Annotated in this window: 21 protein-coding genes and 1 tRNA gene; 10 read left to right on the top strand and 12 right to left on the bottom strand. The window is 70.7% G+C overall.

Features of this window, described 5'->3' with window-relative positions; translation table 11 throughout:
* Nucleotides 1–105: 105 nt before the first annotated feature.
* The 6 genes from AC1RN0_RS08450 to hemC form a co-directional block, all read right to left on the bottom strand.
* Nucleotides 106–729, bottom strand: a complete 624-nt coding sequence (locus AC1RN0_RS08450) for a YceI family protein (RefSeq protein WP_492786982.1) — start codon at nt 727–729, stop codon at nt 106–108.
* 157 nt (nt 730–886) lie between these two features.
* Nucleotides 887–962: transfer RNA gene (locus tag AC1RN0_RS08445), tRNA-Thr, on the bottom strand.
* Between the two features lie 146 nt (nt 963–1,108).
* Entirely contained in the window at nt 1,109–2,635 is a 1,527-nt protein-coding gene (locus AC1RN0_RS08440; RefSeq protein WP_492786981.1) for a heme biosynthesis HemY N-terminal domain-containing protein, read from the bottom strand.
* Nucleotides 2,632–3,501: a COG4223 family protein gene (locus AC1RN0_RS08435; protein ID WP_492786980.1), complete on the bottom strand. Its 870-nt coding sequence runs from the start codon at nt 3,499–3,501 to the stop codon at nt 2,632–2,634. The genes AC1RN0_RS08440 and AC1RN0_RS08435 overlap by 4 nt, the downstream gene beginning before the upstream one ends.
* Nucleotides 3,501–4,250, bottom strand: coding sequence for a uroporphyrinogen-III synthase (locus tag AC1RN0_RS08430; RefSeq protein WP_492786979.1), 750 nt, complete (start codon nt 4,248–4,250; stop codon nt 3,501–3,503). The genes AC1RN0_RS08435 and AC1RN0_RS08430 overlap by 1 nt, the downstream gene beginning before the upstream one ends.
* Nucleotides 4,251–4,282: 32 nt before the next feature.
* Entirely contained in the window at nt 4,283–5,233 is a 951-nt protein-coding gene (gene hemC, locus AC1RN0_RS08425; RefSeq protein WP_492786978.1) for a hydroxymethylbilane synthase, read from the bottom strand.
* A 71-nt stretch (nt 5,234–5,304) separates the two neighbouring features.
* Between hemC and tsaD the strand changes: the two genes are divergently transcribed.
* Genes tsaD through AC1RN0_RS08405 form a run of 4 tightly spaced genes read left to right on the top strand, consistent with a single transcriptional unit; the run spans nt 5,305 to nt 8,036 of the window.
* Nucleotides 5,305–6,393 carry a tRNA (adenosine(37)-N6)-threonylcarbamoyltransferase complex transferase subunit TsaD gene (gene tsaD, locus AC1RN0_RS08420; RefSeq protein ID WP_492786977.1) on the top strand — a complete coding sequence of 363 codons (1,089 nt, stop codon included), beginning with the start codon at nt 5,305–5,307 and terminating at the stop codon, nt 6,391–6,393.
* A complete protein-coding gene (locus tag AC1RN0_RS08415) occupies nt 6,390–7,391 on the top strand; it encodes an NAD(P)H-dependent glycerol-3-phosphate dehydrogenase (protein WP_492786976.1) in 1,002 nt (333 codons plus the stop codon). The genes tsaD and AC1RN0_RS08415 overlap by 4 nt, the downstream gene beginning before the upstream one ends.
* A 7-nt stretch (nt 7,392–7,398) precedes the next feature.
* A complete protein-coding gene (locus AC1RN0_RS08410) occupies nt 7,399–7,689 on the top strand; it encodes a YciI family protein (RefSeq protein WP_492786975.1) in 291 nt (96 codons plus the stop codon).
* The gene (locus AC1RN0_RS08405; protein ID WP_492786974.1) at nt 7,677–8,036 is read left to right on the top strand and encodes a Rieske (2Fe-2S) protein; all 360 of its coding nucleotides are present in this window, start codon (nt 7,677–7,679) and stop codon (nt 8,034–8,036) included. The genes AC1RN0_RS08410 and AC1RN0_RS08405 overlap by 13 nt, the downstream gene beginning before the upstream one ends.
* A gap of 125 nt (nt 8,037–8,161) precedes the next feature.
* Here the strand turns inward: AC1RN0_RS08405 and AC1RN0_RS08400 are convergent, their stop codons facing one another.
* Nucleotides 8,162–8,914 (bottom strand): creatininase family protein, encoded by a 753-nt coding sequence (locus tag AC1RN0_RS08400; RefSeq protein ID WP_492786973.1) that lies wholly within the window; start codon nt 8,912–8,914, stop codon nt 8,162–8,164.
* Between the two features lie 71 nt (nt 8,915–8,985).
* Nucleotides 8,986–10,035 carry a helix-turn-helix domain-containing protein gene (locus AC1RN0_RS08395; protein ID WP_492786972.1) on the bottom strand — a complete coding sequence of 350 codons (1,050 nt, stop codon included), beginning with the start codon at nt 10,033–10,035 and terminating at the stop codon, nt 8,986–8,988.
* A 223-nt stretch (nt 10,036–10,258) separates the two neighbouring features.
* On the opposite strand from AC1RN0_RS08395, the gene adh reads away from it, so the two are divergent.
* From adh to AC1RN0_RS08380, 3 genes are all read left to right on the top strand, one after another.
* A complete protein-coding gene (gene adh / locus AC1RN0_RS08390; protein ID WP_492786971.1) occupies nt 10,259–11,776 on the top strand; it encodes an aldehyde dehydrogenase in 1,518 nt (505 codons plus the stop codon).
* Nucleotides 11,777–11,931: 155 nt separating this feature from the next.
* Nucleotides 11,932–13,896, top strand: coding sequence for an acetate--CoA ligase (gene acs / locus AC1RN0_RS08385; protein ID WP_492786970.1), 1,965 nt, complete (start codon nt 11,932–11,934; stop codon nt 13,894–13,896).
* A 23-nt stretch (nt 13,897–13,919) separates the two neighbouring features.
* Nucleotides 13,920–14,504 carry an SRPBCC family protein gene (locus AC1RN0_RS08380; protein ID WP_492786969.1) on the top strand — a complete coding sequence of 195 codons (585 nt, stop codon included), beginning with the start codon at nt 13,920–13,922 and terminating at the stop codon, nt 14,502–14,504.
* Here the strand turns inward: AC1RN0_RS08380 and AC1RN0_RS08375 are convergent.
* Nucleotides 14,501–15,208 (bottom strand): hypothetical protein, encoded by a 708-nt coding sequence (locus AC1RN0_RS08375; RefSeq protein ID WP_492786968.1) that lies wholly within the window; start codon nt 15,206–15,208, stop codon nt 14,501–14,503. The genes AC1RN0_RS08380 and AC1RN0_RS08375 overlap by 4 nt on opposite strands.
* 134 nt (nt 15,209–15,342) lie before the next feature.
* Here AC1RN0_RS08375 and AC1RN0_RS08370 point away from each other — a divergent pair, with 134 nt between their 5' ends.
* A complete protein-coding gene (locus AC1RN0_RS08370; RefSeq protein ID WP_492786967.1) occupies nt 15,343–18,198 on the top strand; it encodes a M16 family metallopeptidase in 2,856 nt (951 codons plus the stop codon).
* A gap of 143 nt (nt 18,199–18,341) precedes the next feature.
* Nucleotides 18,342–19,478 (top strand): aminotransferase class I/II-fold pyridoxal phosphate-dependent enzyme, encoded by a 1,137-nt coding sequence (locus AC1RN0_RS08365; protein ID WP_492786966.1) that lies wholly within the window; start codon nt 18,342–18,344, stop codon nt 19,476–19,478.
* On the opposite strand, the gene AC1RN0_RS08360 is transcribed toward AC1RN0_RS08365, so the two are convergent.
* Both AC1RN0_RS08360 and AC1RN0_RS08355 read right to left on the bottom strand, forming a co-directional pair.
* Entirely contained in the window at nt 19,479–20,516 is a 1,038-nt protein-coding gene (locus AC1RN0_RS08360; protein ID WP_492786965.1) for a helix-turn-helix transcriptional regulator, read from the bottom strand. It lies immediately after the preceding gene.
* Nucleotides 20,517–20,638: 122 nt separating this feature from the next.
* On the bottom strand, nt 20,639–23,212 hold the full coding sequence (locus AC1RN0_RS08355; protein WP_492786964.1) for a TonB-dependent receptor: 2,574 nt from the start codon (nt 23,210–23,212) through the stop codon (nt 20,639–20,641).
* Between the two features lie 294 nt (nt 23,213–23,506).
* On the opposite strand from AC1RN0_RS08355, the gene AC1RN0_RS08350 reads away from it, so the two are divergent.
* Nucleotides 23,507–26,302, top strand: a complete 2,796-nt coding sequence (locus AC1RN0_RS08350) for a PAS domain-containing protein (RefSeq protein WP_492786963.1) — start codon at nt 23,507–23,509, stop codon at nt 26,300–26,302.
* On the opposite strand, the gene AC1RN0_RS08345 is transcribed toward AC1RN0_RS08350, so the two are convergent.
* Entirely contained in the window at nt 26,299–26,823 is a 525-nt protein-coding gene (locus AC1RN0_RS08345; protein WP_492786962.1) for a DUF1993 domain-containing protein, read from the bottom strand. The genes AC1RN0_RS08350 and AC1RN0_RS08345 overlap by 4 nt on opposite strands.
* Nucleotides 26,824–26,902: the final 79 nt, after the last annotated feature.

Genomic DNA, 26,902 nt, shown 5'->3' with positions numbered 1-26,902 from the left:
TGGAGGGCGGGTCCGGCGGCCCGGTCGGCCACCTCAAACTCTCCGAAGCTGACGTTGTTCCGGGTGCGCGGGGCCGGATCACCGGGGCGATCCGGCCCGCAGGATCTAGCCGACCTTTTTCAGCTCGGCTTCGATGGTCAGGGTGATGTCGTCGCCGACGGCCGGGACGTAGGCCGAGACGCCGAACTCGGAGCGCTTGATCACGGCCTTGCCGTCGAAGCCCAGCGAGTAGGTCTTGTCGAGCGGGTTGACGCCCGCCTGGTTGAAGGTCGCCTCGACCACCACCGGCTTCGTCACGCCGTGCAGCGTCAGGTCGCCGCTGATGTTCGCCGTGCGCTCGCCGGTCAGCTTGACGCCGGTGGCGTGGAAGGTCGCGGTCGGGAAGGTCGCCACGTCGAGGAAGTCGGCCGACTTCAGGTGGGCGTCGAGCGCGGGGTTCAGGGTGCCCAGCGATGCGGTGTCGACGGTCACGTCCAGCGCCGCCTTCGTCGCCTGCTTCGGGTCCAGCGTCAGGCTGCCGCCGACCTTGCCGAACTGGCCGGTGTAGGTCGAGAAGCCCAGGTGGGACGTCGACCAGGTGATCTTGGTGTGGCCCGGATCGAAGCTGTAGGTCCCGGCCTGGACCTCGGCGGGAACGTTGGTGAACGGCCCGCGGGCCTCCACGGCGAAGGGCGTGACGGCCAGGGCGAGGATCACGCCGGCGGCGGCGAACAGGGTGGGACGGGTCATTGGAAGCTCCACGATCTGAATTCAGGTCACGGTGATGCACCGTCCCGACCACAACCGCAACAGTCACAGTTGCGAAAAAATCTGCGGACGCGAAGAGGCTTTGTCACAGCGCGACGGGAGAGCGGGCGTTCCGGCGAGCCCCTGCCGGGAAAGGGAGTGGTGCCGCTTACAGGACTCGAACCTGTGACCCCCTCATTACGAATGAGGTGCTCTACCAGCTGAGCTAAAGCGGCGCTCTTGGCCGACGGACGCTGGCAGCTTTCCGTCGGTGCATTCGTCTTGTTCCCCGGCCCGCAATAGCACCCCGCACTACGCATGCGGCGCTCTACCAGCTGAGCCAGGACGGTCCTCGAAGCGGGAGACCCGCCGGAAGGAGCGCCTATTTAGCGGGGCGAGTCGTGCTTGCCAAGCGTCGGCGACGCGGAGCCGGCGCGGGAGGCGGCGGATCGCCCTGCGGCGGCCGCGCATGGTCCGGAACGCCGGGGTCGTCGGGGATCGGCATCATCGCCGCGCCGGCCTCGGCGGCGGCCAGGAACGGCGTCGATTCGACGTAGGCCGCGGGCAGGTTCGGCAGGTCGCTGATGGTCCGCTCGCGGCGTTCCAGACGCGGGTGGATCAAGTCGCCGGTCTCGCCGTAGACGGCCACCAGCCGGGTCCAGTCCTCGGGACGGTAGGCGAAGGCGCGGCCTTCCGGGTCGAGGTCGGACCAGTCGGGCTCCTGCGGCGCGGCGGCGCCCCGGGCGACCCAGGCGCGGGCCTCGTCCATCGCCCCGGCGGCGTTGGCGGCGCGGGCCTGCAGCCCGGCGAGTCGCTGGGTCACCGGCTCGGCCTCCAGCGCGCGGGCCGCTTCACGGGCGACGCTCACCTCGCCGCCGATCAGGGCCTGTTCGACCTTGAGGATGCGGCTCTCGCGCGCGTCGGGATTCAGCGCCGCGAGGCCGGCCAGGCGCCGGGCCCGCTCGCGCGGGGTCTCGTTGGTGCGCAGGTCGCGGTAGGCCAGCCACAGGGCCGGGTGCGGCTGGCTCTTCCAGGCGCTCTCGATCATGCCGGCGGCGCGGCTCGCCTTGCCGTCGGCGGCCAGCAGGCGGGCGGCCATGACCACGCCGGGCGCGAAGTCCGGCTTGAGCTTGACCGACTGCAGGGCGAATTCGAGCGCCTGGGCGCGCATGCGCTCGGACGGATGGTTCTCGGAACTGGCGGCCGAGGCGGCCAGCAGGGCCGCGCGGGTGCGGTCGGCGACCAGCGGCGAGACGATCTTGCGCTCCTGGGCCCCCTGGACGAGATCCAGCGCGGCGGCCCAGTCGCCGGCCTCCAGCCGGGAGTCGACCAGCGCCCGCCAGGCCCAGCGGGCGGTCTTGGCCAGGCCGTAGGCGGTCTGGGCGTGGCGCACGGCGCCGACCTTGTCGCCCTCGCCGGCCGCAAGTTGCATCAGGCCCTTGAGGCCGGCCAGGCGCATGTCCGGGAAGCCGAGCATGGCGGAATAGGCGGCCTTGGCGGCGGGCAGGTCTCCGGCGGCCTCGGCGGCCTGGGCGGCCAGCACCCGCACTAGGGCCGGCGCGTCGTCGGCCAGATCGGCGGCCTTCTGCGCCAGCCGGCGGGCTTCGGAACCGTCGCCGGCGGCGGCGGCGAGGAAGCCGCGGGCGAGGGCCTCGGCCCCTTCCTTGCGGCGGGCCTCGGCCCGCGCCCGGGCCGACCGCTGCGGCGCCTCGAGCAGCCAGCGGAGGAAGTTCCAGAACACCGTCGCCAGCAGCGAGGTCAGCAGCACCAGCAGGGCGGCGGCGGCGGCGGTCATGTCGACCCGCCAGCCGCGCCAGACCAGGCTGGCCACCCCGGCGTCGCCGCCGATGGCCAGGGCCGCCACGACCAGGGCCGCCACCAGGAACAGGACGAGGGTTGTGCGGATCATGGCTGGGCCCGCGAGACGGCCATCAGGTCCGACAGGGCCAGGGCGCGGATCGAGGCGACCTGGCGGTCAACGGCGATGCGCTGCAGGGCCCGGCTGCGCCAGGGGGCGACGGCCTGGGCGGCCTTGGGCGGCAATTCGCGCAGGATCTTCAGGGCGCCTTCGAGGTCGCCGAGGGCCACCGCGTCGCCGGCGCGGGCGAGGACCGCGTCGGGCCCTTCGCCGCCGGCGCCGACACGGCGGATGGTGACGATGGCCGACAGGGCGTAGCCGGCGCGGGCGAGGAAGCCGGCGCGCTCGCCCGGGTCGCGGGCGGCGACGGCGGCCTTGGCGGCCACCGCGTCGAAGTCGGCGGCCAGCGCCGCGCGGCTGGGCACGCCGTTCTCGGCGTAGGGCCGCAGGCTGCGCACCTCGGCCGACAGGGGCAGGACGCGCTCGAGCGCGGTCAGTTCGGCCTCAAAGGCGCCGGAGCCCTGGGTCGCCTCGGCGAGCGAGGCGGCGGCCAGCGCGGCGGCGGCGGCGTTGACCGTGCGGGTCTGGCCGGCTTCCAGCGCCGCGACGCGCGTCTGCAGGGCGGCGATCTCGGCCGACGAGGCGGCCTGGGCGCCGTCGGGCGCCACGCCGGCCAGGCTGGCCGGCGACCGCGGCCCGGGATCGGGCAGGTCGGCGACCGCGGCGGCGGCGGCCGGCGCATCCGCCGGCTGGCCCCAGATGCGCGGCGCGAACCGGGTCACCGCCGCCCCGGCGACGACGCTGAGCACGCACAGGGCGACGACGGCCCAGAAGGCCACGCCGAAGGCGCGCGGACGGCCATAGGCCGCCGGATCGGTCGGCGGGGTGATCTCACTGGGGTCGGGCGCGACGGTCATCAGCTCTTCAAACGCCTCGTTGCGGGCCTGGGGGCGATCCCTGACGGCTCGCCTCTTCCTATCAGATTAAGCAGCGCCGCCTCGATGGGAAACGGGGCGCGGACAACTTCTCGCACTTTCGCGCCGACCAGGGGCTTGGCCACGGCCGGCGACAGGCACAGCAGGCGCAATCGGGGCAGGTCCCGGCCGCGCAACAGGGCCGCCAGCGCCCTCGCCGCCTTCGGCGAGTGCAGCAGGACGACATCGACGGTGTCCAGCGTGTCGAGAACCTCCGCCGGCGGATCGACGACGACCGAATCGTAGAGCGGCAGGGTGCGCGCCTCCAGCCCTTCGGCCGTCAGGGCGCCGGCCAGATCGCCGGCCGGCTCGGCGGCGGCGGGATGCAGCACGACGCCGCGCAGTTCGGCCTTGCGGGCGGCGATGCGGCCGGCCAGGGCGTTGACGTCGCCGTCGGCCGACAGCACGGCCTTGAACCCCGCCGCCTTGGCCGCCGCCGTGGTCCCGGCCCCGACGGCGAACACGCGGTGATCGCGACGGGGTTCAAGTTGGGCGAAGGCGCGCACGCCGTTGGCGCTGGTGAAGGCCAGGGCCGCCACGTCGGTGAGATCGACCGCGACGTCGGGCAGCGGCTCGATGCGCAGCAGTGGCGCAACCACCGGCCTGTGGCCCATGGCCGCGACCCGTTCGGCGGTCGCCGCCGCGCCCGGTTCGGCGCGGGTGATCCAGACGGTGAGCGGGTTGGAAGCCATGGCCGTCACCCTGCAACCCGCCGGACCGGCGATCAATCCTTCAGGAGGATGTCCGCCCCGCCCTCGACGCGGACGGCATGGCCGAGGCGCAGCCCGAACTCGCGGGCGTCGGTCTCGGCGTCGGCGCCCAGGTCGATGGCGTCCTCGCGGCGATAGCGGCGTGCGCCGTCCGGGGTCAGGGCCTCGACGATCAGCGTCAGGCGGCGGCCGTGCAGCCGGGCGTAGGCGCCGACGGCCGTGCGGCAGGAGCCTTCCAGCGCCACCAGCGCGCCGCGCTCGGCGGCCACGGCCAGGGTCGTCGCCTCGCAGCGCAGGGCCGCGACCCAGGGCGCATTGGCGTCATCAGCGCGGGTCTGGATGGCCAGCGCGCCCTGCCCCGGCGCCGGCGGCGCGGCGACCGGATTGAGGAAACTCTTCGGCACATGGCCGAGACCCAGGCGATTGAGGCCCGAGGCCGCCAGCAGGATGGCGTCGGCCTCGCCGGCCGCCAGCTTGGCCAGCCGGGTGTCGACGTTGCCGCGCAGCATAAAGATGTCGAGATCGGGCCGCACATGCAGCGCCTGGGCCTGACGGCGCAGGCTGGCGGTGCCGAGCCTGGCGCCCTGCGGCAGCTCGGCGATCGAGCCATAGTGCGTCGAGACAAAGGCGTCGCGCGGGTCCTCCCGCTCGGGGATGGCGGCGATCACCAGGCCCGGCGGGTTCTCGGCCGGCACGTCCTTCATTGAATGGATGGCGGCGTCGATACGGCCGTCGAGCAGGGCCTCCTCGATCTCCTTGGTGAACAGCGCCTTGCCGCCGATCTCCAGCAGACGGCGGTCCTGGATGCGGTCGCCGGTGGTGGTGATGACCACCAGCGGGGCCGCCTCCTCGGCGCGATCAGCGACGCCGAGGGCGGCGGCGATGCGGTCGCGCATCATGCCGCTCTGGGCGAGGGCGAGCTTGGACCCGCGGGTCCCGATCCGGATGGCAGGTTGCGACGACACGGCGGGGGGGCTACCTCGGGCTGAAGAAGACGCCTCGCTGCTATACGAGGGGCGTCCGGGCCGCAATGTAGATGACCACGCTCACCGTCCTCGGACTCGAAACCAGCTGCGATGAAACCGCCGCCGCCGTCGTGCGGCGGGCGGCGGACGGCCGCGTGACGGTGCTGTCCTCGATCATCGCCAGCCAGATCGCCGAGCATGCTCCCTATGGCGGCGTGGTGCCGGAAATCGCCGCCCGCGCCCATGTCGACTCGATCGACGGCATCGTCGCCCGGGCCCTCAAAGAGTCGGGCGTCGGCTGGGACGGCCTCTCGGGCGTCGCGGCGACGGCGGGCCCGGGGCTGGTGGGCGGGGTGATGGTCGGGCTATCGTTCGGCAAGGCGGCGGCGCTGGCCCGGGGCCTGCCGTTGATCGCCGTGAACCACCTCGAAGGCCATGCCCTCAGCGCCCGGCTGGCCGACGACATTCCCTACCCCTTCCTGCTGCTGCTGGTCAGCGGCGGCCACTGCCAGCTGCTGGAGGTCGCCGGGGTCGGCGCCTGCCGCCGGCTGGGCTCGACGATCGACGACGCGGCCGGCGAGGCGTTCGACAAGATCGCCAAGACCATGGGCCTCGGCTACCCGGGCGGGCCTGCGCTGGAAAAGCTTGCGGTCGGCGGCGATCCCGAACGGTTTGCCCTGCCCCGCGCGCTGCTCGGCCGCGACGGTTTCGACTTCTCTTTTTCGGGCCTCAAGACCGCCGCCGCCCGCGCGGCCGAGCCCCTGACCGACGAAGCCGACAGGCGCGACCTGGCCGCCAGCGTGCAGTTCGCCATCGCCCGCCAGCTGGCCGAACGGACCCAGCGGGCCATGGCCGCCTATGCCGAGGCCCATCGCGGCGAGGGCCTGCGCTTCGTGGTCGCCGGCGGCGTCGCGGCCAACCAGGCGGTGCGCACCCGGCTGGAACAGGCCTGCGTCACGCACGGCTTCTCGTTCCACGCCCCGCCGCTGGTCTACTGCACCGACAACGCGGCGATGATCGCCCTGGCCGGCGCCGAGCGGCTGGCGCTGGGCCTCGTCGACGGCCTCGACGCCCCGGCCCGGCCGCGCTGGCCGCTGGATGCGGTGGCGGCGAGCGCCAATCCCACTCACGTTCCCGGACGCAAGGGCGCCAAGGCATGAGCGAAACTTTCAAGTACGCGGGCGTCATCGGCGGCGGCGCCTGGGGCACGGCCCTGGCCCAGGTCTGCGCCCGGGCCGGCATGGCCGTCACCCTGCAGGCCCGCGAGACCGAGGTGGTCGAGGCCATCCGGACGACCCGCGAGAACAGCCTGTTCCTGCCGGGCGTGAAACTCGACGAGGCGATCGACGTCACCACCGACTTCGAGGACCTCGGCGCCTGCGACTTCATCCTCGCCGTGGCCCCGGCGCAGCACCTGCGCGCGACCCTGAACGCCCTCTGCCCGCATGTGCGCGAGAACCTGCCGATCGTGCTCTGCGCCAAGGGCGTCGAACAGGGCACGCTGAGCCTGATGAGCGAGGTGCTCGACGAGACCATTCCCCAGGCCAGCGCGGCCGTGCTGTCGGGGCCCAGCTTCGCCGGCGAGGTGGCCCGCGGCCTGCCGACCGCGGTGACCCTGGCCTGCGCCGACGAGGACCTCGGCCGGGCGCTGATCGAGGCCATCGCCATCCCCGCCTTCCGGCCCTACCTGTCGACCGACATGATCGGCGCGGAGGCCGGCGGGGCGATCAAGAACGTGCTGGCGATCGCCTGCGGCATCGTCGAAGGCAAGGGGCTGGGCCGCTCCGCCCACGCCGCCCTGATCACCCGCGGCTTCGCCGAGATGACCCGCATGGCCCAGGCGCTGGGCGGCCGGGCGGAGACCGTCGCCGGCCTGTGCGGCCTGGGTGATCTGGTGCTGACCTGTTCCAGCCCGCAGTCGCGCAACATGAGCGTCGGCCTGGCGCTCGGCGCCGGCCAGTCGCTGGAGCAGGCGCTCGCCGGCAAGCTGACCGTGGCCGAGGGCGTCGCTTCGGCCCCCGCCGTCCGCGCCCTGGCCCGCCGCGTCGGCGTCGAGACGCCGATCAGCGAGGCCGTCGCCGCCATCCTCGCGGGCGAGGTGGGGGTGGATGACGCCATCCTCGGCCTGCTCTCCCGTCCCCTCAAGGCCGAACGTTAGGACCCCCATGCCGCTCTTCATCGTCCAGTGGAAAGACAAGCTGCCCGACGGCCCGGCGATCCGCGCCGCCACCCGCGAGGCGCATCTGGCCTGGGCCGCCGCCCAGCCGCTGAAGATCAGGCTCGGCGGTCCGTTCCTGACGGCCGACGACGGCATGGCCGGCTCGATGATCATCGTCGAGGCCCCGGACCTGGCCGCCGCCCAGGCGTTCCACGCCGATGACCCCTATACGAAGGCCGGCCTCTACGAGACCTCCAGCGTCGAGCCCTGGCGGGTCACCATCCCGTGGAAGGACTGAACCCGGCCCGGCCGGCGGCGGGCGTCGCCCTCTGCCGGCTGGACGAGATTCCCGATCCCGGCTCGCGCGGCTTCCACTTCCACGCCGGTGACAAGCTGTTCCTCGGATTCGTGGTGCGGCGGGGCGATCAGTTGACCGGCTACGTCGACAGCTGCCCCCACACCGGCCAGCCGCTCAGCGGGCCGAGCGGCCGGTACGTCACCCGCGAGAACGACCTGATCCTGTGCTCGGGGCACGGGGCGCTGTTCCGCATCGAAGACGGGGTGTGCACGAGCGGCCCCTGCGCGGGGCAGCGGCTGCAGGGGTGGGATGTAACGGTCGTGGACGGGGCCGTCGTGACCGCCTGATCGTGCGTGGTTCGAGACGCGATCCCCGGGGGATCGCGCCTCACCGTGACGAACACCTTTGACGCCCGCCTTTCTTCGTCATCCTGGGGAGCGCGCTTCAAGCGCGCGTCCCGAAGGACGCACGATCACGCCACGAACGGCTCCGCCCCGAACGCGGCCACGTCCTCGATCAGCCCTTTCGCCGCCAGCGCCACCAGCTCGCCGCCCTTTTCGGGCGTCGCCAGCGCGGGGTCGGAGCCCATGCGGCCGTCGGCGTAGCGGGCGCGGAAGTCGAGCGCCTCGCGGATCGGGCCGGTCGGGGCGATCTGCGGCGCGTAGTTGGCCGTCTTGATCGCGTCCGGATAGGCCCACTGGGTCACGGCGATCTCGGACGGCGTGGCGTGGCTGCCGTGGCCGACCGGAAACTGGCGATTGGCCAGGGCGTTCACGCCGCTGATGTCCCACCAGTTCTTGAGCTTGCAGGCGAAGCCGCGCGGCTTTCCGGCGAAGCTGGCCTCGGCGTAGAGCTCGCTGAACGCCGCCTCGATGGTGTGCACGTTGCCGCCGTGGCCGTTGAGGAAATAGATCTTCGTGAAGCCATGCCCGGCCAGCGAGCGGCACCAGTCGCCGATGGCGGCCATGAAGGTCGAGGGCCTGAGGCTGATGGTGCCCGGGAAGCCCAGGTGATGCTGGGCCATGCCGATGTTGAAGGTCGGCGCGACCAGCAGGTCGTCACGTCCCTTCTGGGCCTCGTGGGCGATGATCTCGGGACACATCCAGTCGGTGCCGAGCAGGCCGGTCGGGCCGTGCTGCTCGTTCGAGCCGATCGGCACGACGACCGTGGTGGAGCGTTGCAGGAAGGACTCGATTTCGGGCCAGGTGGATTTGGCGAGCAGCATCGGGACAGGGCTCCGCGGAAGACGAGGGGTCGCCGCGACCTACTCCCGATTTGAACGCGGCTCCAGCCGCATCAGCGGCCGAGGACCCGGCGATAGAGGGTGCTGCGGTGCACGCCGAGGCTTCGGGCGGCCTTCGAGACGTTGCCGCCGCTGGCGGCCAGCGCCGCCTGCATGGCCCGGGTCTCGGCCTCTTCCAGGGTGGTCGCGGAGGGTCCGTCGCCCGTCGGCCGGCCCTGCGGCCGCTGGACCCGGGCCTGGAACCGCACGCCATCCAGCGAGACCATCTCCACCCGCTCGGGCAGCCGGTCGAGCTCGGCGGCGAACAGGTCCTCGAACCGGGTCTCGTCGAGACAGTCCCAGCCCCGTCCGACCAGGGTCAGGCCGCGGCGATTGGCGCCGACCAGCCGGTCGCCGTCGAACACCAGGGCGCCGCCCCGCCCGCCCTCGAGCAGGGCCTGGTCGCTGTGAAACCGCACCACCGTCATGGCCGAGACCGCGTGGTCGAACAGCCGCCCCTCGATCTGCTCGGCCGCCATCCGCACCAGGCCCAGGGCGTGGGTCGGCCGCAGGCTGGCCGGGCAGGACAGGTCCAGCGCCCCGACCGCGACGCCGCGGGGATCGAGAATGGGCGCCGAGGCGCAGCTCAGGGCCTGGTGGGACTCGTAGAAGTGCTCCCCGCCGTGCACCGACACCGCCCGCCGTTCGGCCAGGGCCGTGCCGATGGCGTTGGTGCCGGCCGAGGTCTCGCTCCAGGCCACGCCGGGCCGCAGGGCCATTTCGGCCGCCCGGCCGGCGAAGGCCGCGTCCCCGACGCTGTCCAGCACCAGGCCGTCGGCGTTGGTCAGCAGCACCACCGCCCCGGTCTCGCGGGCCTCGAGGTTGAGCGCGTCGAGCTCCGGCCGTCCGAGACGGCGCAGCAGGTCGTGGCGCTCGCAGGCGTCCTTCAGTTCGCGGGCGGAGAGGGATTCGATCGTCGGAGCGGCGGCGGCGTCGAGCCCCTGCTCGGCGCAGCGCATCCAGGACCGGAGGATGGCGTGATTGACCTGGTCGGCGGGAATCTGGCCGCGGCCGAAGAAACGGTCACGGGCCGCGCGAAGGGTCGGGGGCGTTTCTCCGGTCATTCCCTTGCGTCGTCCCTGTTGCACTTTGCGACAGTCCTGGACGCGCTGTCGCATTCTGCTTGATCGGAAGCAGAGCTAGCGCCCGTTTCTGCGTTTATTCAAGTCGAGCCGGCCCCGAACGGGCCGCTGTTCATTGACGCACCGCCCGCCCGATTTCCCAATCCAAGGATCAAGAAAGCGGCGGGCCCCGATATCCGGAAAGCCCGCTCAAGGGAGATCCAGGATGAACAAGCCCCTGCTCAACGTCACCCGTGCGACCCCGTTCAAGGCGCGCTACGGCAACCTCATCGGCGGCGCCTGGGTGGAGCCCGTCGCCGGGCGCTACTTCAACAATCATTCGCCGATCAACGGCGCCCTGCTGTGCGAGATTCCGCGCTCGGACGGCGACGACATCGAGCTCGCCCTCGACGCCGCCCATGCGGCCAGGGACGCCTGGGGCCGGACCAGCGCGGCGGTCCGGGCCGAGGCTCTGAACGCCATCGCCGACCGGATGCAGGCCAACCTCGACCTGCTCGCGCTGGCCGAGACCTGGGACAATGGCAAGCCGATCCGCGAGACCACTGCCGCCGACATCCCGCTGGCCATCGATCATTTCCGCTACTTCGCCGGCTGCATCCGCGCCCAGGAAGGCTCGATCGCCCAGATCGACGACGACACCGTCGCCTACCACTTCCATGAGCCGCTCGGCGTGGTCGGCCAGATCATCCCGTGGAACTTCCCCATCCTCATGGCCGCCTGGAAGCTGGCCCCGGCGCTGGCGGCCGGGAACTGCGTCATCATCAAGCCGGCCGAACAGACCCCCGCCAGCCTGCTGGTCTGGGCGGAGCTGATCGCCGACCTGCTGCCCCCGGGCGTGCTCAACATCGTCAACGGCTTCGGCGTCGAGGCCGGCAAGCCGCTGGCGTCCAGTCCGCGCATCGCCAAGATAGCCTTCACCGGCGAGACCGGCACGGGCCGGCTGATCATGCAGTACGCCAGCCAGAACCTGATCCCGGTGACCCTGGAGCTGGGCGGCAAGTCGCCGAACATCTTCTTCGAGGACGTGATGGCGGCGGACGACGACTATCTCGACAAGGCCGTCGAGGGCTTCGTGATGTTCGCCTTCAACCAGGGCGAGGTCTGCACCTGCCCGAGCCGGGCCCTGATCCAGGAGTCGATCTACGAGCGCTTCATGGAAAAGGCCCTGGCCCGGGTGAAGGCCATCCGCCAGGGCGACCCGGTCGACCCGTCGACCATGCTCGGAGCCCAGGCCTCGGAAGAGCAGCTGGAGAAGATCCTCCGCTATATCCAGATCGGCGTCGACGAAGGCGCGGAGCTGCTGGCCGGCGGCGGGCGGGCGACGTTCGACGGCGACCTGGGCGGCGGCTTCTATGTCGAGCCGACCGTGTTCCGCGGCCACAACGCCATGCGCATCTTCCAGGAGGAGATCTTCGGCCCGGTCCTGGCCGTGACCACCTTCAAGGACGAGGCCGAGGCCCTGGCGATCGCCAACGACACGCCCTTCGGCCTCGGCGCCGGGGTCTGGAGCCGCGACGCCAACCGTTGCTACCGCTTTGGCCGCGGCATCCAGGCGGGACGCGTCTGGACCAACTGCTACCACGCCTATCCGGCCCATGCGGCCTTCGGCGGCTACAAGCAGTCCGGCGTCGGGCGCGAGACCCACAAGATGATGCTCGACCACTACCAGCAGACCAAGAACATGCTGGTCAGCTACAGCTCCAGGGCCCTCGGCTTCTTCTGATCGCCGTCGCGGGGCCGGCTGAAACCACGCGCCGGCCCCCAGCCCTTCCAGCCACCACCCGCTTTGTCCGCGACAAGGGGTCTCCGGCGCGCCTTCACGGGCGCCGGGGGCCTTTCGTCGCCCCGTCCGGCGGCCTAGAGTTTGGGAAAAGCACAATGTTCCTGGAGGAAGTCGTCTTGAGTCACGACGGAGAAGTTTTTCCGGTTCCCGAAGCGTGGGCGAAACGCGCCCACATGGACGCGAAGGCCTATGACGCGGCGGTCGCGCGGGTCGAGAGCGATCCCGACGGCTTCTGGCGCGACGTCGCCGGCCGGCTCGACTGGATCAAGCCGTTCACCCAGGTGAAGGACGTCTCCTGGAACCGCGAGGACTTCCACATCAAGTGGTTCGCCGACGGCGAGCTGAACGTGTCTGCCAACTGTCTCGACCGCCATCTGGCGACGCGCGGCGACGAGGTCGCCTTCATCTGGGAAGGCGACGACCCGGCGGACTCGAAGAAGATCACCTACCGCCAGGCGCACGAGGAAGTGTGCCGCATGGCCAACGTCCTCAAGACGCACGGCGTCAAGAAGGGCGACCGCGTCACCATCTACCTGCCGATGATCCCGGAAGCGGCCTACGCCATGCTGGCCTGCTCGCGCATCGGCGCGGTGCACTCGGTGGTGTTCGGCGGCTTCTCCCCCGACAGCCTGGCCGGCCGGATCCTCGACTGCGACTCCAAGGTGGTCATCACCGCCGACGAGGGCGTGCGCGGCGGCAAGATCGTGCCGCTGAAGATGAACGTCGACTTGGCCCTGACCCAGTGCCCGGACGTGCGCAAGGTGCTGGTGGTCGAACGCACCGGGGCCAAGTGGCTCAAGCACAGCGGCCGCGACATCGCCTATGGCCCCGAGCGCGACAAGGCGTCGACCGACTGCCCGCCCGAGCCGATGAACGCCGAGGATCCGCTGTTCATCCTCTACACCTCCGGCTCGACCGGAAAGCCCAAGGGCGTGCTGCACACCACCGGCGGCTACCTGACCTGGGCGTCCTGGACCCATGAGCTGGTGTTCGACTACCGCCCGGGCGAGATCTTCTGGTGCACGGCCGACGTGGGCTGGGTCACCGGCCACAGCTACATCGTCTACGGCCCGCTCGCGAACGGCGCGACCAGCCTGATCTTCGAGGGCGTGCCCAACTATCCCACGACCTCGCGGTTCTGGGAGGTCATCGACAAGCACCAGGTAGAGATCTTCTACACCGCCCCCACGGCCCTGCGCGCCCTGATGCGCGACGGCGAGGAGCCGGTGAAGAAGACCTCGCGCAAGTCGCTGCGCCTGCTCGGCAGCGTCGGCGAGCCGATCAATCCGGAAGCCTGGCTCTGGTATCACCGCGTGGTCGGCGAGGGCCGCTGCCCGATCGTCGACACCTGGTGGCAGACCGAGACGGGCGCCTGCCTGGTCTCGCCCCTGCCCGGCGCCACCGACCTCAAGCCCGGCTCGGCCAGCAAGCCGCTGCCCGGCGTGAAGCTGCAGCTGGTCGACGCGGAAGGACAGGTGCTGGAGGGCGCGGTCAGCGGCAACCTGTGCCTGACCGACAGCTGGCCAGGCCAGATGCGCACGGTCTACGGCGACCACCAGCGCTTCATCGAGACCTACTTCACCACCTATCCCGGCAAGTACTTCACCGGCGACGGCTGCCGCCGCGACGAGGACGGCTACTACTGGATCACCGGCCGGGTCGACGACGTGATCAACGTCTCCGGCCACCGGCTGGGCACGGCGGAGATCGAGTCGGCGCTGGTCGCCCATGACAGCGTCGCCGAGGCGGCGGTGGTCGGCTTCCCGCACGACATCAAGGGCCAGGGCATCTACGCCTATGTCACCCTCAACGCCGATGTCACGCCGAGCGAGGAGCTGCGCGCGGCCCTCGTCAAATGGGTGCGCCACGAGATCGGCCCGTTCGCGGCGCCCGACGCGATCCAGTGGGCCCCGGGACTGCCCAAGACCCGCTCGGGCAAGATCATGCGCCGCATCCTGCGCAAGGTGGCCGAGAACGATCTGTCGAACCTCGGCGACACCTCGACCCTCGCCGATCCGGCGGTGGTCGACGATCTCGTCGCCAATCGACTGACACGATGATCGAAGGCGGGAGGGGACGGACGATGCGGCTGATCCTCTCCCTGCTGGCCGCGACGGGCCTTGCCGCGGGCCCCGCGCGGGCCGACTGGTCGCCCGACCGCGCGGCGCTCGGCCAGCTGGCGCGCGGCGGGGTTCATGCGGAAGTGCATCCCGACGGCGACGGCGTGTCGGGCGTGGTCTTCGGCGCCGTGGATATCGCCGCCCCGCCGGCGGTCGTCTGGCGCACCATCACCGACTGCGGACGGGCCGGACGCATGGCCCCCAACATCCGCTCCTGCCGCATAACCGGGCGCGACCCGGACGGCCGATGGGACGTGCGTGAGATGGTCATCCGCAGCGGCCTGATGCCGTCGTTCCGAACCGAGTTCCGCTCTGACTTCACCCCGCTTCGGTCGATCCGCTTCCGCTGCACGGCCGGGGACATCCGCTTCTGCGACGGCCAGTGGCGGCTGGAGCCGCTCGCCGGCGGCCACACCCGCGTGCTCTACGAGAACCGCGCCAGCTCGCCCTTCCCGGCCCCGGCCATCGTCGCCCGCGCGGCCATGAAGATGGACCTCGCCGACGCCCTGCGCGCCCTGCGCCGGGAGTCGGAGGCGGCGGGCCGCTAGCGGTGGATCGACTGCCGGTAGGGGATGTAGAGCGCAAGCTCCAGCGGCCCCGACTGGTACCAGGTCACCGGCAGCGTCAGGCCGTCGATGTTGACGCTGTAGCCCGCGCCGAACGCCGCGGCGGTCTTGTTCGCGTCGGCGGCCACCAGGGCGATGATCGCGTCACGGTACTGGCCCGGTCCGACCAGCGTCAGATCCCAGTCGTCGCTCATCAGGACTTCGGTCCGCCCGACCTTCGGCGTCTTGTCGACGAAGGCTTCGATGCGGCCGGTGACCGACTCGAAGGTGTCGGTCGGCAGCACCCGGGTCTTGAGCGTCAGGGTGGCGGTGCTGGTGTCGACCTTGGTCGCCGCCCGGATGATGCTGTCGAGATCTTTGACGTCGAACTTGCGCACGATGTCGTCGGTCTCGACGGCCAGTTCGATGCCCGCCGGTCCGGCGGCCTTGATCAGCGCCTGCAGGGTCGCCTTCAGCTCCTGCCGGCGCTGCGTCAGGTCGCGGGTGTCGCAGGTCACCTCGATGTTGGTGATGATGTTGTCGGCGCGCTTCTTCAGCACGATCGCCGGCGTCTCGGTCGGTTCGTAGTCCTGCATCCGCGAGCCGGTGACCACGACTTCGCCGACCTCGGTATCCTGGGCGAAGGCGACGACGCCGCTGGCCAGCAGCAGACCGGCGGCGATGACGGCCATGGAAATGGATTTCACGGGAGCCTCCCTTGTTTGGGCGAAGCTTGATCCCGCGGCCTCGACCCGTCCAGCCCGCCACATGACAGGACCGTAAGGTTTCGCTTTCGCGGGCGGGTGATAGGGTCGCGGCCACAGTTCACCCGGAGTTCCGCATGTTCCGTCCGGCCAAGGCCTTCGTGCTCGCCCTCGCCCTGTCGTCCACGGCGCTCGTCGCCGGGGCCTGGGCCCAGACCGCGCCGGCCCCCGTCGCCGCGCCCGCCTCGGCGGAAGTCCCGCCGATCGGGTTCAAGACCCGCGTCCTGCCCAACGGCATGAAGGTCTTCTATTCGGTCGACCGGACCACGCCCAACGTGACGGTGCAGGTCTGGTACAGCGTCGGGGCCAAGGACGACCCCGCCGGCCGCTCCGGCTTCGCCCACCTGTTCGAACACCTGATGTTCAAGGCCACGAAGGACATGCCGTCGGAATCGTTCGACCGCATGACCGAGGACGTGGGCGGCTTCAACAACGCCTCGACCTATTCCGACTTCACCAACTACTATGAGGTCGTGCCGGCCAATCACCTGGAACGGCTGCTGTGGGCCGAGTCCCAGCGCCTAGGCTCGCTGGTCGTCGACGAGGCCAGCTTCAAGTCGGAACGCGACGTGGTGAAGGAGGAGCTGCGCCTGCGCGTGCTCAGCGACCCCTACGGCCGCTTTTTCCGCATCGTCATTCCCAACGCCAGCTACACGACCCATCCATACAAGCGGCCGGGCATCGGCTCGATCGAGGACCTCGACGCGGCGACGATCGACGACGTGCTGGCCTTCCACGCCACCTACTACCGTCCGGACAACGCGGCCCTGATCGTCGTCGGCAACTTCGACGAGACCCAGCTGAACGCCTGGGTCGACAAGTATTTCGCGCCGCTGAAGACCCCGGCACGGCCGCTGCCGCGCGTGACCGTGCGCGAGCCGGCGCGGACCGCGGCCCGCACCGTGACCTCATACGCGCCCAACGTGCCGTTGCCGGCCGTGGCCATCACCTGGCAGGGCGCGGCGGCGTCCGATCCGGACGCGGCGGCCCTGACCGTGCTCGACGCCATCCTGTCGGGCGGCAAGTCCTCGCGGCTCTACAACAGCCTGGTCTATGACCAGCAGGTCGCCCAGGCGGCCTTCTCCAGCGCCGACCTCAACGCCCAGCCGGGCCTGTTCTGGGTCGGGGCGATCATGGCCGGCGGCAAAACCGTCGAGCAGGGCCAGGCCGCGCTGATGGCCGAGATCCGCCGCCTGCGCGACGCGCCGCCGACCGAGGCCGAGCTGGCCGAGGCCCGCACCGAGATGGTCGCCAACGCCGTGCGCGAGCGCGAAACCATCGACGGCCGCGCCTTCGCGCTCGGCTACGCCCTGGTCATGGAAGGCGACGCGGCCAAGGCCAACACCGGCATCGCCGAGCTGCAGGCGGTCACCGCCGCCGACATCCAGCGCGTGGCGAAGAAATACCTCTCCGATGACCGGCTCGTCGTCGTGCGCTATCTCGACGAGGGCCAGCGGCCCGCCGGGGAGGCCGCTCCCGCGGCCGCCAGGGTCAAGCCGGTCAAGTCGCCGAAGTTCAGGGGCGAGGTGTTCAGCCTCGCGCCCGAGGGCCAGCGGGTCGCCCCGCCGGCGCTGGGAACGCCGGTGTCGCCGGTGCTGCCGGTTCCGGCCGAGCGCACCCTCGCCAACGGCCTGCGGGTGATCGTCGCCCGCAGCAGCGACCTGCCGCTGGTCACCGCCGAACTGACCGTGCGTTCCGGCGCCGCGGTCGACCCGGCCGGCCGCGCCGGCGCCTCGGCGATGATGGCCGAGCTGCTGACCGAGGGCACCACGACCCGCAGCTCGGTGCAGATCTCCAGCCAGACCGAAGCGCTCGGCGCGGACCTCTCGGCCGGATCGGGCTGGGAATCCTCGTCGGTGACGCTCAACGTCATGCCGCAGAACCTCAAGCCCGCCATGGACATCATGGCCGACGTGACGCTCAACCCGGCCTTCGCCCAGACCGAACTGGACCGCGTGCGCGACCAGGCGCTGGACGGCTTCCAGGTCGCGCTGAAGCGGCCGGGCACGGTGGCCGGCTATGTCACCGCCCCGATCATCTACGCCGGTTCGCCGTTCGGCCATGTGGCGGGCGGCACGCCCACGTCGCTGCCGAAGCTGACCCGCGCCGACCTGCTGACCATCCACGACACCTGGTGGCGGCCGGACAACGCGGTGCTGGTCATCGTCGGCGATCTGACGCCGGAGCAGGGCTTCGCCCTGGCCGAGGCGGCCTTCGGCGGCTGGAAGAAGCCGGCCGCGACCCTGCCCGCCCTGCCGACCGCCGACGCCAACCCGCCGGTGCGCAATGTCATCGTCGACATGCCGGGCACCGGCCAGGCGGCCGTGACCCTGACCCGCCGCGGCATCGCCCGCAGCGACCCGCGCTACTACATCGGCATGGTCGCCAACACGGTGCTCGGCGGCGGCTACTCGGCGCGCCTGAACCAGGAGATCCGGGTCAAGCGCGGCCTCGCCTACGGCGCCAACTCGGGCCTCTCGCCCCGGCGCATCGTCGGCGGTTTCTCGGCCTCGACCCAGACCAAGAACCAGTCGGCCGGCGAGGTGGTCACCCTGATCCGCGAGGAACTCGGCCGCATGGCCACGGTCCCCGCCACCGAGGCCGAACTGGCCGCGCGCAAGTCGGTGCTGGTCGGCGACTTCGGCCGCGACATGGGCACCACCGACGGTCTGGCCGGCGTGCTCGGCGGTCTGGCCGTCTACAACATCGATCTCGGTGAAATGAACGTCTTCACCAGCAAGATCGAGGCGGTCACGGCCGATCAGGTGACGGCCTTCTCGGCGGACATCTTCGATCCGTCGAAGGCCAGCGTGATCGTCGTCGGCGACGCCAAGCTGTTCGGCGAGACGATCACGACCGCCGTGCCGAACGCCCAGGTCATCCCGATCGGCGACCTGGACCTCGACAGCCCGGCGCTGGTGAAGGGGCAGTAGGACCTGCGTGGTTCGACACGCACCCTGCGGGTGCTGCTCACCATGACGTACACTGAGTTACGTCATCCTGAGCAGGCCCGCAGGGCCGTGTCGAAGGACGCACAGGGCTTGCATCAGGCCGCGTTCCACGCTGTGACGACCCCATGACCGCCCAGATCGACCCGTTCCACGCCATCGCCATCAGCCGGCTCGCCCATGAGCTCAAGGCCCAGGGGCGGTCGATCATCCACATGGAGTTCGGCCAGCCCTCGACCGGCGCGCCGAAGGCGGCCATCGCGGCGGCCCACCATGTGCTCGACACCGACGGCATGGGCTACTGGGAGAGCCCGGCCCTGCGGGCGCGGATCGCCAGGCACTACCAGGACCAGTACGGCGTCGCCGTCGAGTCCGACCGGATCATCCTGACCTGCGGGGCCTCGCCGGCGCTGGTGCTGGCGCTGCTGTCGGCCTTTTCGCCCGGCGACCGGGTGGCGCTGGCCCGGCCGGGGTACGTCGCCTACCGCAACACGCTCAAGGCCCTGCGCATGGAGCCGGTCGAGATCGCCTGCGGGCCGGAGAGCCGCTACCAGCTGACCGCCGCCCATCTCGCGGCGCTGGATCCCGCGCCGGCGGGCGTGATCCTCGCCAGCCCGGCCAACCCGACCGGCACGATCATCGAGGCGGACGAGCTGGCGGCCATCGCCGGGGTCTGCCGCGCGCGCGGCATCCGCATCGTCTCCGACGAGATCTATCACGGCCTCAGCTACATCGGCCCGTGCCGCTCGATCCTCGAGGTCGAGCCGACCGCCCTGGTGGTCAACAGCTTCAGCAAATACTTCAGCATGGTCGCCTGGCGGCTCGGCTGGCTGCTGGCGCCGCGCGACCTGATCGCCAGCGCCCGCGCCTATGTCGGCAACCTGTTCCTGACCGCGCCCTCGCTGAGCCAGCACGCCGGCCTCGCCGCCATGGACGCGGTCGATGAGCTGGAAGGGCATGTCGAGGTCTACCGCCGCAACCGCGCCCTGCTGCTGGACGCCCTGCCGTCGCTCGGCCTGGCCGACATCGCGCCGCCGGACGGGGCCTTCTACATCTACGCCAGCGTCGCCCATCTGACCGACGACAGCCTCGCCTTCGCCATGGACCTCCTGCGCGACACAGGAGTCGCCGTCGCCTCGGGTGTCGATTTCGATCCGGTCGAGGGCCGCAGGTTCATCCGCATCAGCTTCGCCGTCTCGACCCCCGAGGTCGAGGAAGCCCTGACGCGTCTTCGCCCCTGGTTCGCCGCCCGGGCGGCCGCCTGATCAGTCCAGCCGGCGGTAGGCCGCGGGCCCCATGCCGAACCAGGCATGGCAGGCGCGGCGCAGGCTGCGGACGTCCGAAAAGCCGAGCTGGGCGGCGATGTCCTCGAGCGGGTCGCCCGTGGCCAGCCGCGAAGCCGCCGCCTGCCGGCGGATATCCGATGAGATGGCGCGGAACGACGCCCCCACCTCCGACAGCCGGCGGCGAAGGGTGGCGGTGCTCATGCCCAGCAGGCGCGCCACGGCCGTCTCGTCCCAGTTCGCGGCGCTGATCGTCGCCCGCACCCGGGCGACGATGTCGGGGATGGCGGACGGGGCGGCGCCGGACAACTCCTGGGCCGTCTCCTCGAGCAGGGCGGTGAACTCGCCGAGCTCGTGCGCGGCCCAGTGCTGGTATTTCACCGGGCGGATCGGCGCGGCGGCGTCACGGGCGGCGTAGCCGATGACGACGTCGCGGCCCTTGCGCACGGCGGTCGCGCAGATCACCGGCCGCAGCAGCGTGGGACCGATCGGCGGCACGGGGCTGGCCACCTGCAGGAAGGTCGCCGCCAGCCGCCGGCCCGTCAGCCAGCGGAAGCCGCAGTGGGCGGTCAGGGCGAAGATCTCGAGCGCCAGGTCGCGGCGCGGATCTCGGTCGCCGACATAGCCGAAGGTCAGGGCGGGGCCCCGGCGTGACCGGCGAAACTGGACCGTCAGATCGGGACGCAGCACGGACGCGGCCGCGGGGAAGCGCTGCAGCGCCTCGCCGAAGGTGTCGCCCTGGGCCGCGGCGGCGATCATCATGCCGAAGGTGCCGGGCGTGACGCGGATCGGGGCCCCGCCGAGGTTCTCGTCGCCGCCGCGGCGCATGTGATCGAGGCAGGCGTTGAGGAAGCGCATCGACGGCACGATGTCGGCGTCGGCCGGCCCGTCGGCGAGCAGCTCCGCCGCGGCCTGGGGTCCCAGCAGCAGCGAGAGGTAGGCCCGCGGCACGCGGAAGTCAGCGGCCGTGAACCGCCGTCCGGGCCCGGACGCCTCATTGACCACCGTTCGCTCATCCATAGCGCGCATAGTGACGCAATGACGTGGGGGAACGGCAAGAGAAAGGCGCGCCCGACTTGCGTCGGACGCGCCAAGGCCTTTGGGCTCCCAGGGAGGAAGGACCCTATGGCGGAGATTTCAGATCAATACTTGAGGGTCAGGGCGATCCCGACGGTGCGGGGCTGGCCGGGGAAGCGCACCACCGTGTTGGCGTTGCTGGCGACCGCCGTCCAGTAGTACTCGTCCGCCAGGTTGCGCGCCCAGGCCGTCACGTCCCAACGCCCGTCGAGGGAGTTGATGCCGATGCTGGCGTTGAGGACGCCGTACTCGGGGATGGCGAACAGCGGGTTGCCTTCCAGATCGGCCTGCGATTCCTTCTGGTAGCGGCCGTTGAGAACCGCCTTCAGGCCCAGGGAGTCGGTGATGTCCCGGTCGTAGACCAGGGTCATGCTGCCGAGGAACTCGGGGCTGTAGAGGAAGGCCTTGCCGTCGTAGTTCTCCGGCAGACCGGCGCCGTTGGTGCCGACGAAGTCCTGGATCTCGGTGTGCAGGAAGGTCGCCGAACCGACGGCCGTCAGGTTGTCCGTGACCCGCCAGGTGACTTCACCGTCGAGGCCGTAGGCGAAGGCGTTGGGGATGTTCTGCAGCCGGGCCAGCGCCGTGTAGAGCGGATCCGGGTTGTAGGTGCTCATCTGCTTGTCTTTGTAGTCGTAGTAGAAGGCCGAGACGTTGGCCTGCACACGATTTTCGAACAGGCCGGCCTTGACCCCCAGTTCGTAGGACAGCAGCTGCTCCTGCTTGGCGGGAAGGTTCTGCACCGCGAGGCTGGCGGTGTTCACCGGCGCGCCGCCGGCCTTGGCGCCTTGCGACACGGAGGCGAACAGCAGGACGTCGTCGTTGACCTTCCAGTCGAGGGCCACGCGCCAGGCGATGTTGTCTTCGTCGAGCGACGAGGTCACCGCGCCGCGGGTGCCGATCCGCGAGCCGTAGGGCTGGCTGAAGTCGATGTTGGTGGTGACGCAGCCGCCCTTCTGGACGTCGGCCGGCAGGGTCGCGCCGTAGTACAGGCCGTACAGGTAGCGGTTGGTGATGTTGACGTTCGGCAGCATGACGCCGTTGGAGTCACGCGAGCAGACCGTGGCGTCCTGCTTGTCCTGCGTATAGCGGATGCCGGTCGTCAGGCTCAGGGCGTCGGTCAGCTGCCAGTCGGCGCTGGCGAAGATGCTCGCCGTCGTCGTCTCGATCCGGCCGTCGTCGATGTAGCTCTGGAACGCCGTGGAAGCCTGGGCCGCCGTGTAGGCGCCGCCCGGGCCCGCGCCGCCGGCGTAGGGGCCGGTGGTGTAGGTGCCGGGAGCCGGAACCGGGAAGCCCGGAGGCAGCGGCGAGCCGGTGACCAGCAGCGTGGTCAGGTATTCGAAGAACCGGACGTTGGCGTTGTCGCGGAACAGGGTGCGGTTGCCGTCGACGATGTCGTCCTTGCCGTAGTAGCCGCCGATCAGCCAGGTGACGCGGTCGTTGCCGCCTTCGAGGCGAAGCTCTTCGGCGAACGACTGGATCTCGCCCTGGGCGTCCTGGATCAGGATGTCATAGGGGGCGCCGCTCCAGTCCATCACGCCGTTGCGGTCGAGATCGTTGTAGCTGGTCAGCGAGACCAGGCGCAGGTCGTCGTTGATGTCCCAGCGCACCGACAGCTTGCCGGCGCGGAAGATCGAATCCTCGGCCAGCGGCTTGGTGATGCCGAGACCCGCGCCGATGTTCGGCGTGCGAACCGAAGCCGGGGACCAGTCGGCCTGGGTCGCGCTGGTCGGCTGGTGGGTCGAAATGTAGGTGGCGAGGCCCGGCGCGTTGAACAGGCGCGTGGTCGACGTGCCCGACGGGTTGGTGCCCGGGGTGAAGCCGATGGCCTGGGCGGCCAGGGTGTCGGAGGTGTTGCCCCATTCGCTGTACGACAGGTCGATGGAGAGGGTGTCCGTCGGCTGCAGGGCGAGGGCCGCGCGGAGGCCGTACTTGTGGACTTCACCCAGCGTCTCGTTGCGGGTGTTGGATTCCTGCCAGCCCTTGTCGCTGTCCTCGGTGCGGAACGACAGGCGGGCCTGGGCGCGATCGCCGATCGGGCCGGAGACCATGCCTTCGAAGTTGTGCGTGTCGTAGTCGCCGAACTCGGCGACGGCGCGCGCTTCGAACGTCTTCGAAGGCTTCTGGGTGACGAAGTTGATCAGGCCGGCGGTGGTGTTGCGGCCGTAGAGCGTGCCCTGCGGACCCTTGAGCGCTTCGACGCGCTCCAGGTCGAACACGGGGCCGGTCATCATCATCGGATAGGCGTAGGCGACTTCGTCGACATAGGTGCCGACGGTCGAGGTGGCCGACATGTTGATCGTGTTGAAGCCGATGCCGCGCAGCGTGTAGGTCGGCACGCCCTGGTAGGAGCGCGAGACGGTGAAGCTGGGGACGGCGGACGAGAGGTCCTGCACGTTTGTGACGCGCAGCGACTCGAGCTGCTCGGAGCCGAAGGCCTGGATGGGCATGCCGACGTCGTTGACGGCCTGCTCGCGACGCTGGGCGGTGACGATCAGCTCGCCGACGGTGGCTTCCGGCGCGGCCGGCGCGGTCTGCGCGAAGGCCGGCGAGGCCAGGGCCGTCGAGGCCAGCAGGGCCGCCGTCAGGAAGCTCTTGGTTCCGGGTCCGCGTTGACCACGCGTCTGCGCCTTGAAGTGCATGTTGTCCTCTCCCTCATGGATCGTTTTTCGGGAGCGCGCCCACAGCACGGCTCGCCCGACCACGAAGGCCGGGCGGGCGCACAATTCGGCAGCCCCTCTTGTTGAACCGCACTGTGTCGAACTCGGAAGCCGGCGGCGAGGACGCCCCCGCGCAATCTTCACCGGACAATTTCGCTCACGCCCATTGCGCCGCCGACTTTTCGCCGCGCGCGGAACCGGATCCGTCTCCACGCCTTTAGGCATTCGGGGATGATCCGCTTTCACCGGGCGCCCGGCACGCGCCACGGGGGCTGGATGAGCGACAATCTTACAACCGATCGGGCCGACGCCTTCCTGCACGGCGACGGCGAGATGGCCGACCGGATCCGCGCGCGGGACTGGAGCGACTCGCTGGGACCCATCGCGCGCTGGCCGGGCAGCCTGCGGACCGTGGTCGGGCTGATGATCCACTCGCCGGTGCCGATCGTCCTGCTGTGGGGCCCGGACGGGATCATGATCTACAACGACGCCTACTCGGTGTTCGCGGGCGGCCGTCACCCCGCGCTCCTCGGAAGCAAGGTGCGCGAAGGCTGGCCCGAGGTGGCCGACTTCAACGACAACGTCATGCGGGTCGGCCTTGCCGGCGGGACCCTCGCCTATCGCGACCAGGAGCTGACCCTGCACCGCTCTGGCAAGCCCGAGCAGGTCTGGATGAACCTCGACTATTCGCCGGTCATCGACGAAAGCGGTCGACCCGGCGGCGTGATCGCCATCGTGGTCGAGACCACCGACCGCGTGCTGGCCGAACGCCGGCAGGCGGACGCCACGGCGCGCCAGCGGCGGCAGTTCGAACAGGCGCCGGGCTTCATCGTGGTGATGAACGGGCCCGATCACACCGTCGAATTCGTCAACCGCACGCATCGGGCCGTGTTCGGCAGCGACGACTGGATCGGAAAACCCATGCGCGACGCCTTTCCCAGCATCGCCGACCAGGGGTTCTTCGAAGCGCTGGACCAGGTCTACGCCACGGGCCGGATTGCGGAATTCGACAGCGCGCCGGTGCGCTACCGTCGTGCGCCGGACAAGGCTGAGGAGCTTCGCTACCTCTCCTTCATCTATGCGCCCGTCACGGACGGGGCCGGGACCGTGACGGGCGTGTTCTGCGATGGCTTCGATGTGACCGAAGCCCACCACGCCCAGGTCGCCCTGCGGACTCTCAATGCCGAACTTGAGCGGGAGGTCACCAAGCGGTCCCATGTGGGCGGCAAGACCTGGGCCCTGAGCACGGACATGCTGGGCGTCTGCAACAGCGACGGCATCTTCGAGACGTCAAACCCGGCGTGGATGGAGGTCCTCGGCTGGTCGGCGGAGGAGATCGCCAGCCGCCCCCTGTTCGACCTGATCCATCCCGACGACATGGACCGCACCTGGGAGGCGCTCGGGGCGTTGAAACGCGGCGATCCGGTGCTGCGGTTCGAGAACCGCTACCGGCGCAAGGACGGCGACTATCGCTGGCTGTCGTGGGTCGCCGTCCCCGACGAGGGGAAGTTCTACTGCAGCGCCCGCGACGTGACGGTCGAAAAGGCGGCCGAGGCGGAACGCGACCGGCTCTGGGTCCTGTCCGAGGACATGCTGGCCCGGGCCAACTACGAGGGCGGCCTGACGGCGGTGAACCCGGCCTGGACCAAGGTCCTCGGCTGGACCGAACAGCAGCTGCTGACCAATCCCTATGCCGAGATCATCCACCCCGACAATCTCACGACGGTTGTCGCCGCGCTCGGCCAGATGAGCGAGACCGGCCAGCCGACGCGGTTCGAGAACCGCATCCTCTCCGCCGACGGGACCTGGAAGCCGATCGGCTGGACCGTGGCGCCTGAACCCGGCGGCGAGTATTTCATCGCCGTCGGCCGCGACCTGACCGAGGACAAGGCGCGCGAGCAGGAGCTTCAGCTGGCGCAGGAAGCCCTGCGTCAGGCGCAGAAGATGGAGGCGGTCGGCCAACTGACCGGCGGCATCGCCCACGACTTCAACAACCTGCTGGCCGGGATCAGCGGCAGCCTGGAAATGGTCGAGGCGCGCCTGTCCGAGGGCCGGCTGAGCGGTATTGACCGCTACATCGGCGCCGCCCAGGGCGCGGCACGCCGCGCGGCGGCCCTGACGCAGCGGTTGCTGGCCTTCTCCCGTCGCCAGACCCTCGATCCGCGGCCGACCGACGTGAACCGGCTGATCGGCGGGATGGAAGAGCTGATCCGGCGCACGGTCGGGCCGACCGTGACGGTCGAGGTGGTCGGGGCCGGCGGCCTGTGGGCCACGCGGGTCGACCCGTCCCAGCTGGAGAATTCGCTGCTCAACCTGTGCATCAACGCCCGCGACGCCATGGCGCCGGCGGGCGGGCGTCTGACCATCGAAACCGCCAACAAGTGGCTGGACGAGCGCGCCGCCCGCGAGCGCGAGCTGCCGCCGGGCCAGTACATCACCCTGTGCGTCACCGACACCGGCACGGGCATGGAGCCGGAGGTCGCCGCCCGCGCGTTCGACCCCTTCTTCACCACCAAGCCGCTCGGCCAGGGCACGGGCCTTGGCCTGTCGATGATCTACGGCTTCGTGCGCCAGTCGGGCGGCCAGGTGCGCATCTATTCAGAGGTCGGCCAGGGTACGACCATGTGCCTGTACCTGCCGCGCCACGCCGGATCGGCGGAACCTGTCGAAGACGCGCCGCCGGACGGCCGAATCGACCCCGGCGAGGGCGAGACCGTGCTCGTCGTCGACGACGAGCCGGTCGTGCGCATGCTGATCGTCGATGTGCTCGAGGAGAACGGCTATCGCGTGCTCGAGGCCGCCGACGGCCCGGCCGGCCTGCGGATCCTGCAGACCGACACGCGCATCGACCTGCTGGTCACCGACGTCGGCCTGCCCGGCGGCATGAACGGCCGCCAGGTCGCCGACGCCGCGCGCGTCAGCCGACCCGACCTCAAGGTGCTGTTCATCACCGGCTACGCGGAGAACGCCGCCGTCGGCAACGGCCTGCTCGACCCGGGCATGGAGATCATCACCAAGCCGTTCGTCATGGCCACGCTCGGGGCCAAGATCCGCGACCTGATCGACCGCTAGCTCTTCAGCTTCAGCGCGCCGAGGAAGTAGCGCTTGCCGAGCGGCACGCCGTTGGCGCGCAGCACGTCGTAGGCGGTCGAGGCGTGGAAGTAGAAGTTCGGCAGCGAGAACGACAGCAGGAAGCCCTCGGCGGTGAACGGCATCTTGGTCGGGCCGAACTCGAAGGTCACGTCCTTGCCGGCCAGGGCGTTGACCGCCTCGGGCGTCAGGGCGCGCAGCGCCGCCTGGGTGTCGGCGATCAGCTTGATCAGGCCGGCGTAGGTCTCGGGCATGGCCGGGCCGCCCGTGGCCTTGAACAGGCCCGACTGCACCGCCTCGATGGCGCCGATGGAATGATGGGCGATCGACGACACCTGGAACGACAGCGGCAGCATGTCGCCGGCCAGCCGCTTGCCGACCAGATCGTCGGGGTTGGCGCCTTCGTCGGTGCAATGCTTCAGCCCGCGCTCGAGGAAGCCGGCGGCGGCGTCGACGATCTGCAGATACTGGCCGACGGTGATGTCATAGAGCGAGATGGTCATGGCGGTCGCGCCTCCCCGGTGCGTTGCTTTGTGAAACGGTGCGGACAGTGCCCGAAAGGCAGGGCCGCGCGCAACCATC

It is taken from the genome of Caulobacter sp. GW821-FHT12F03, assembly GCF_058806855.1.
Note: the sequence above shows the minus strand (reverse complement) of the source record. Positions and strands in the feature narration are given on the sequence as shown.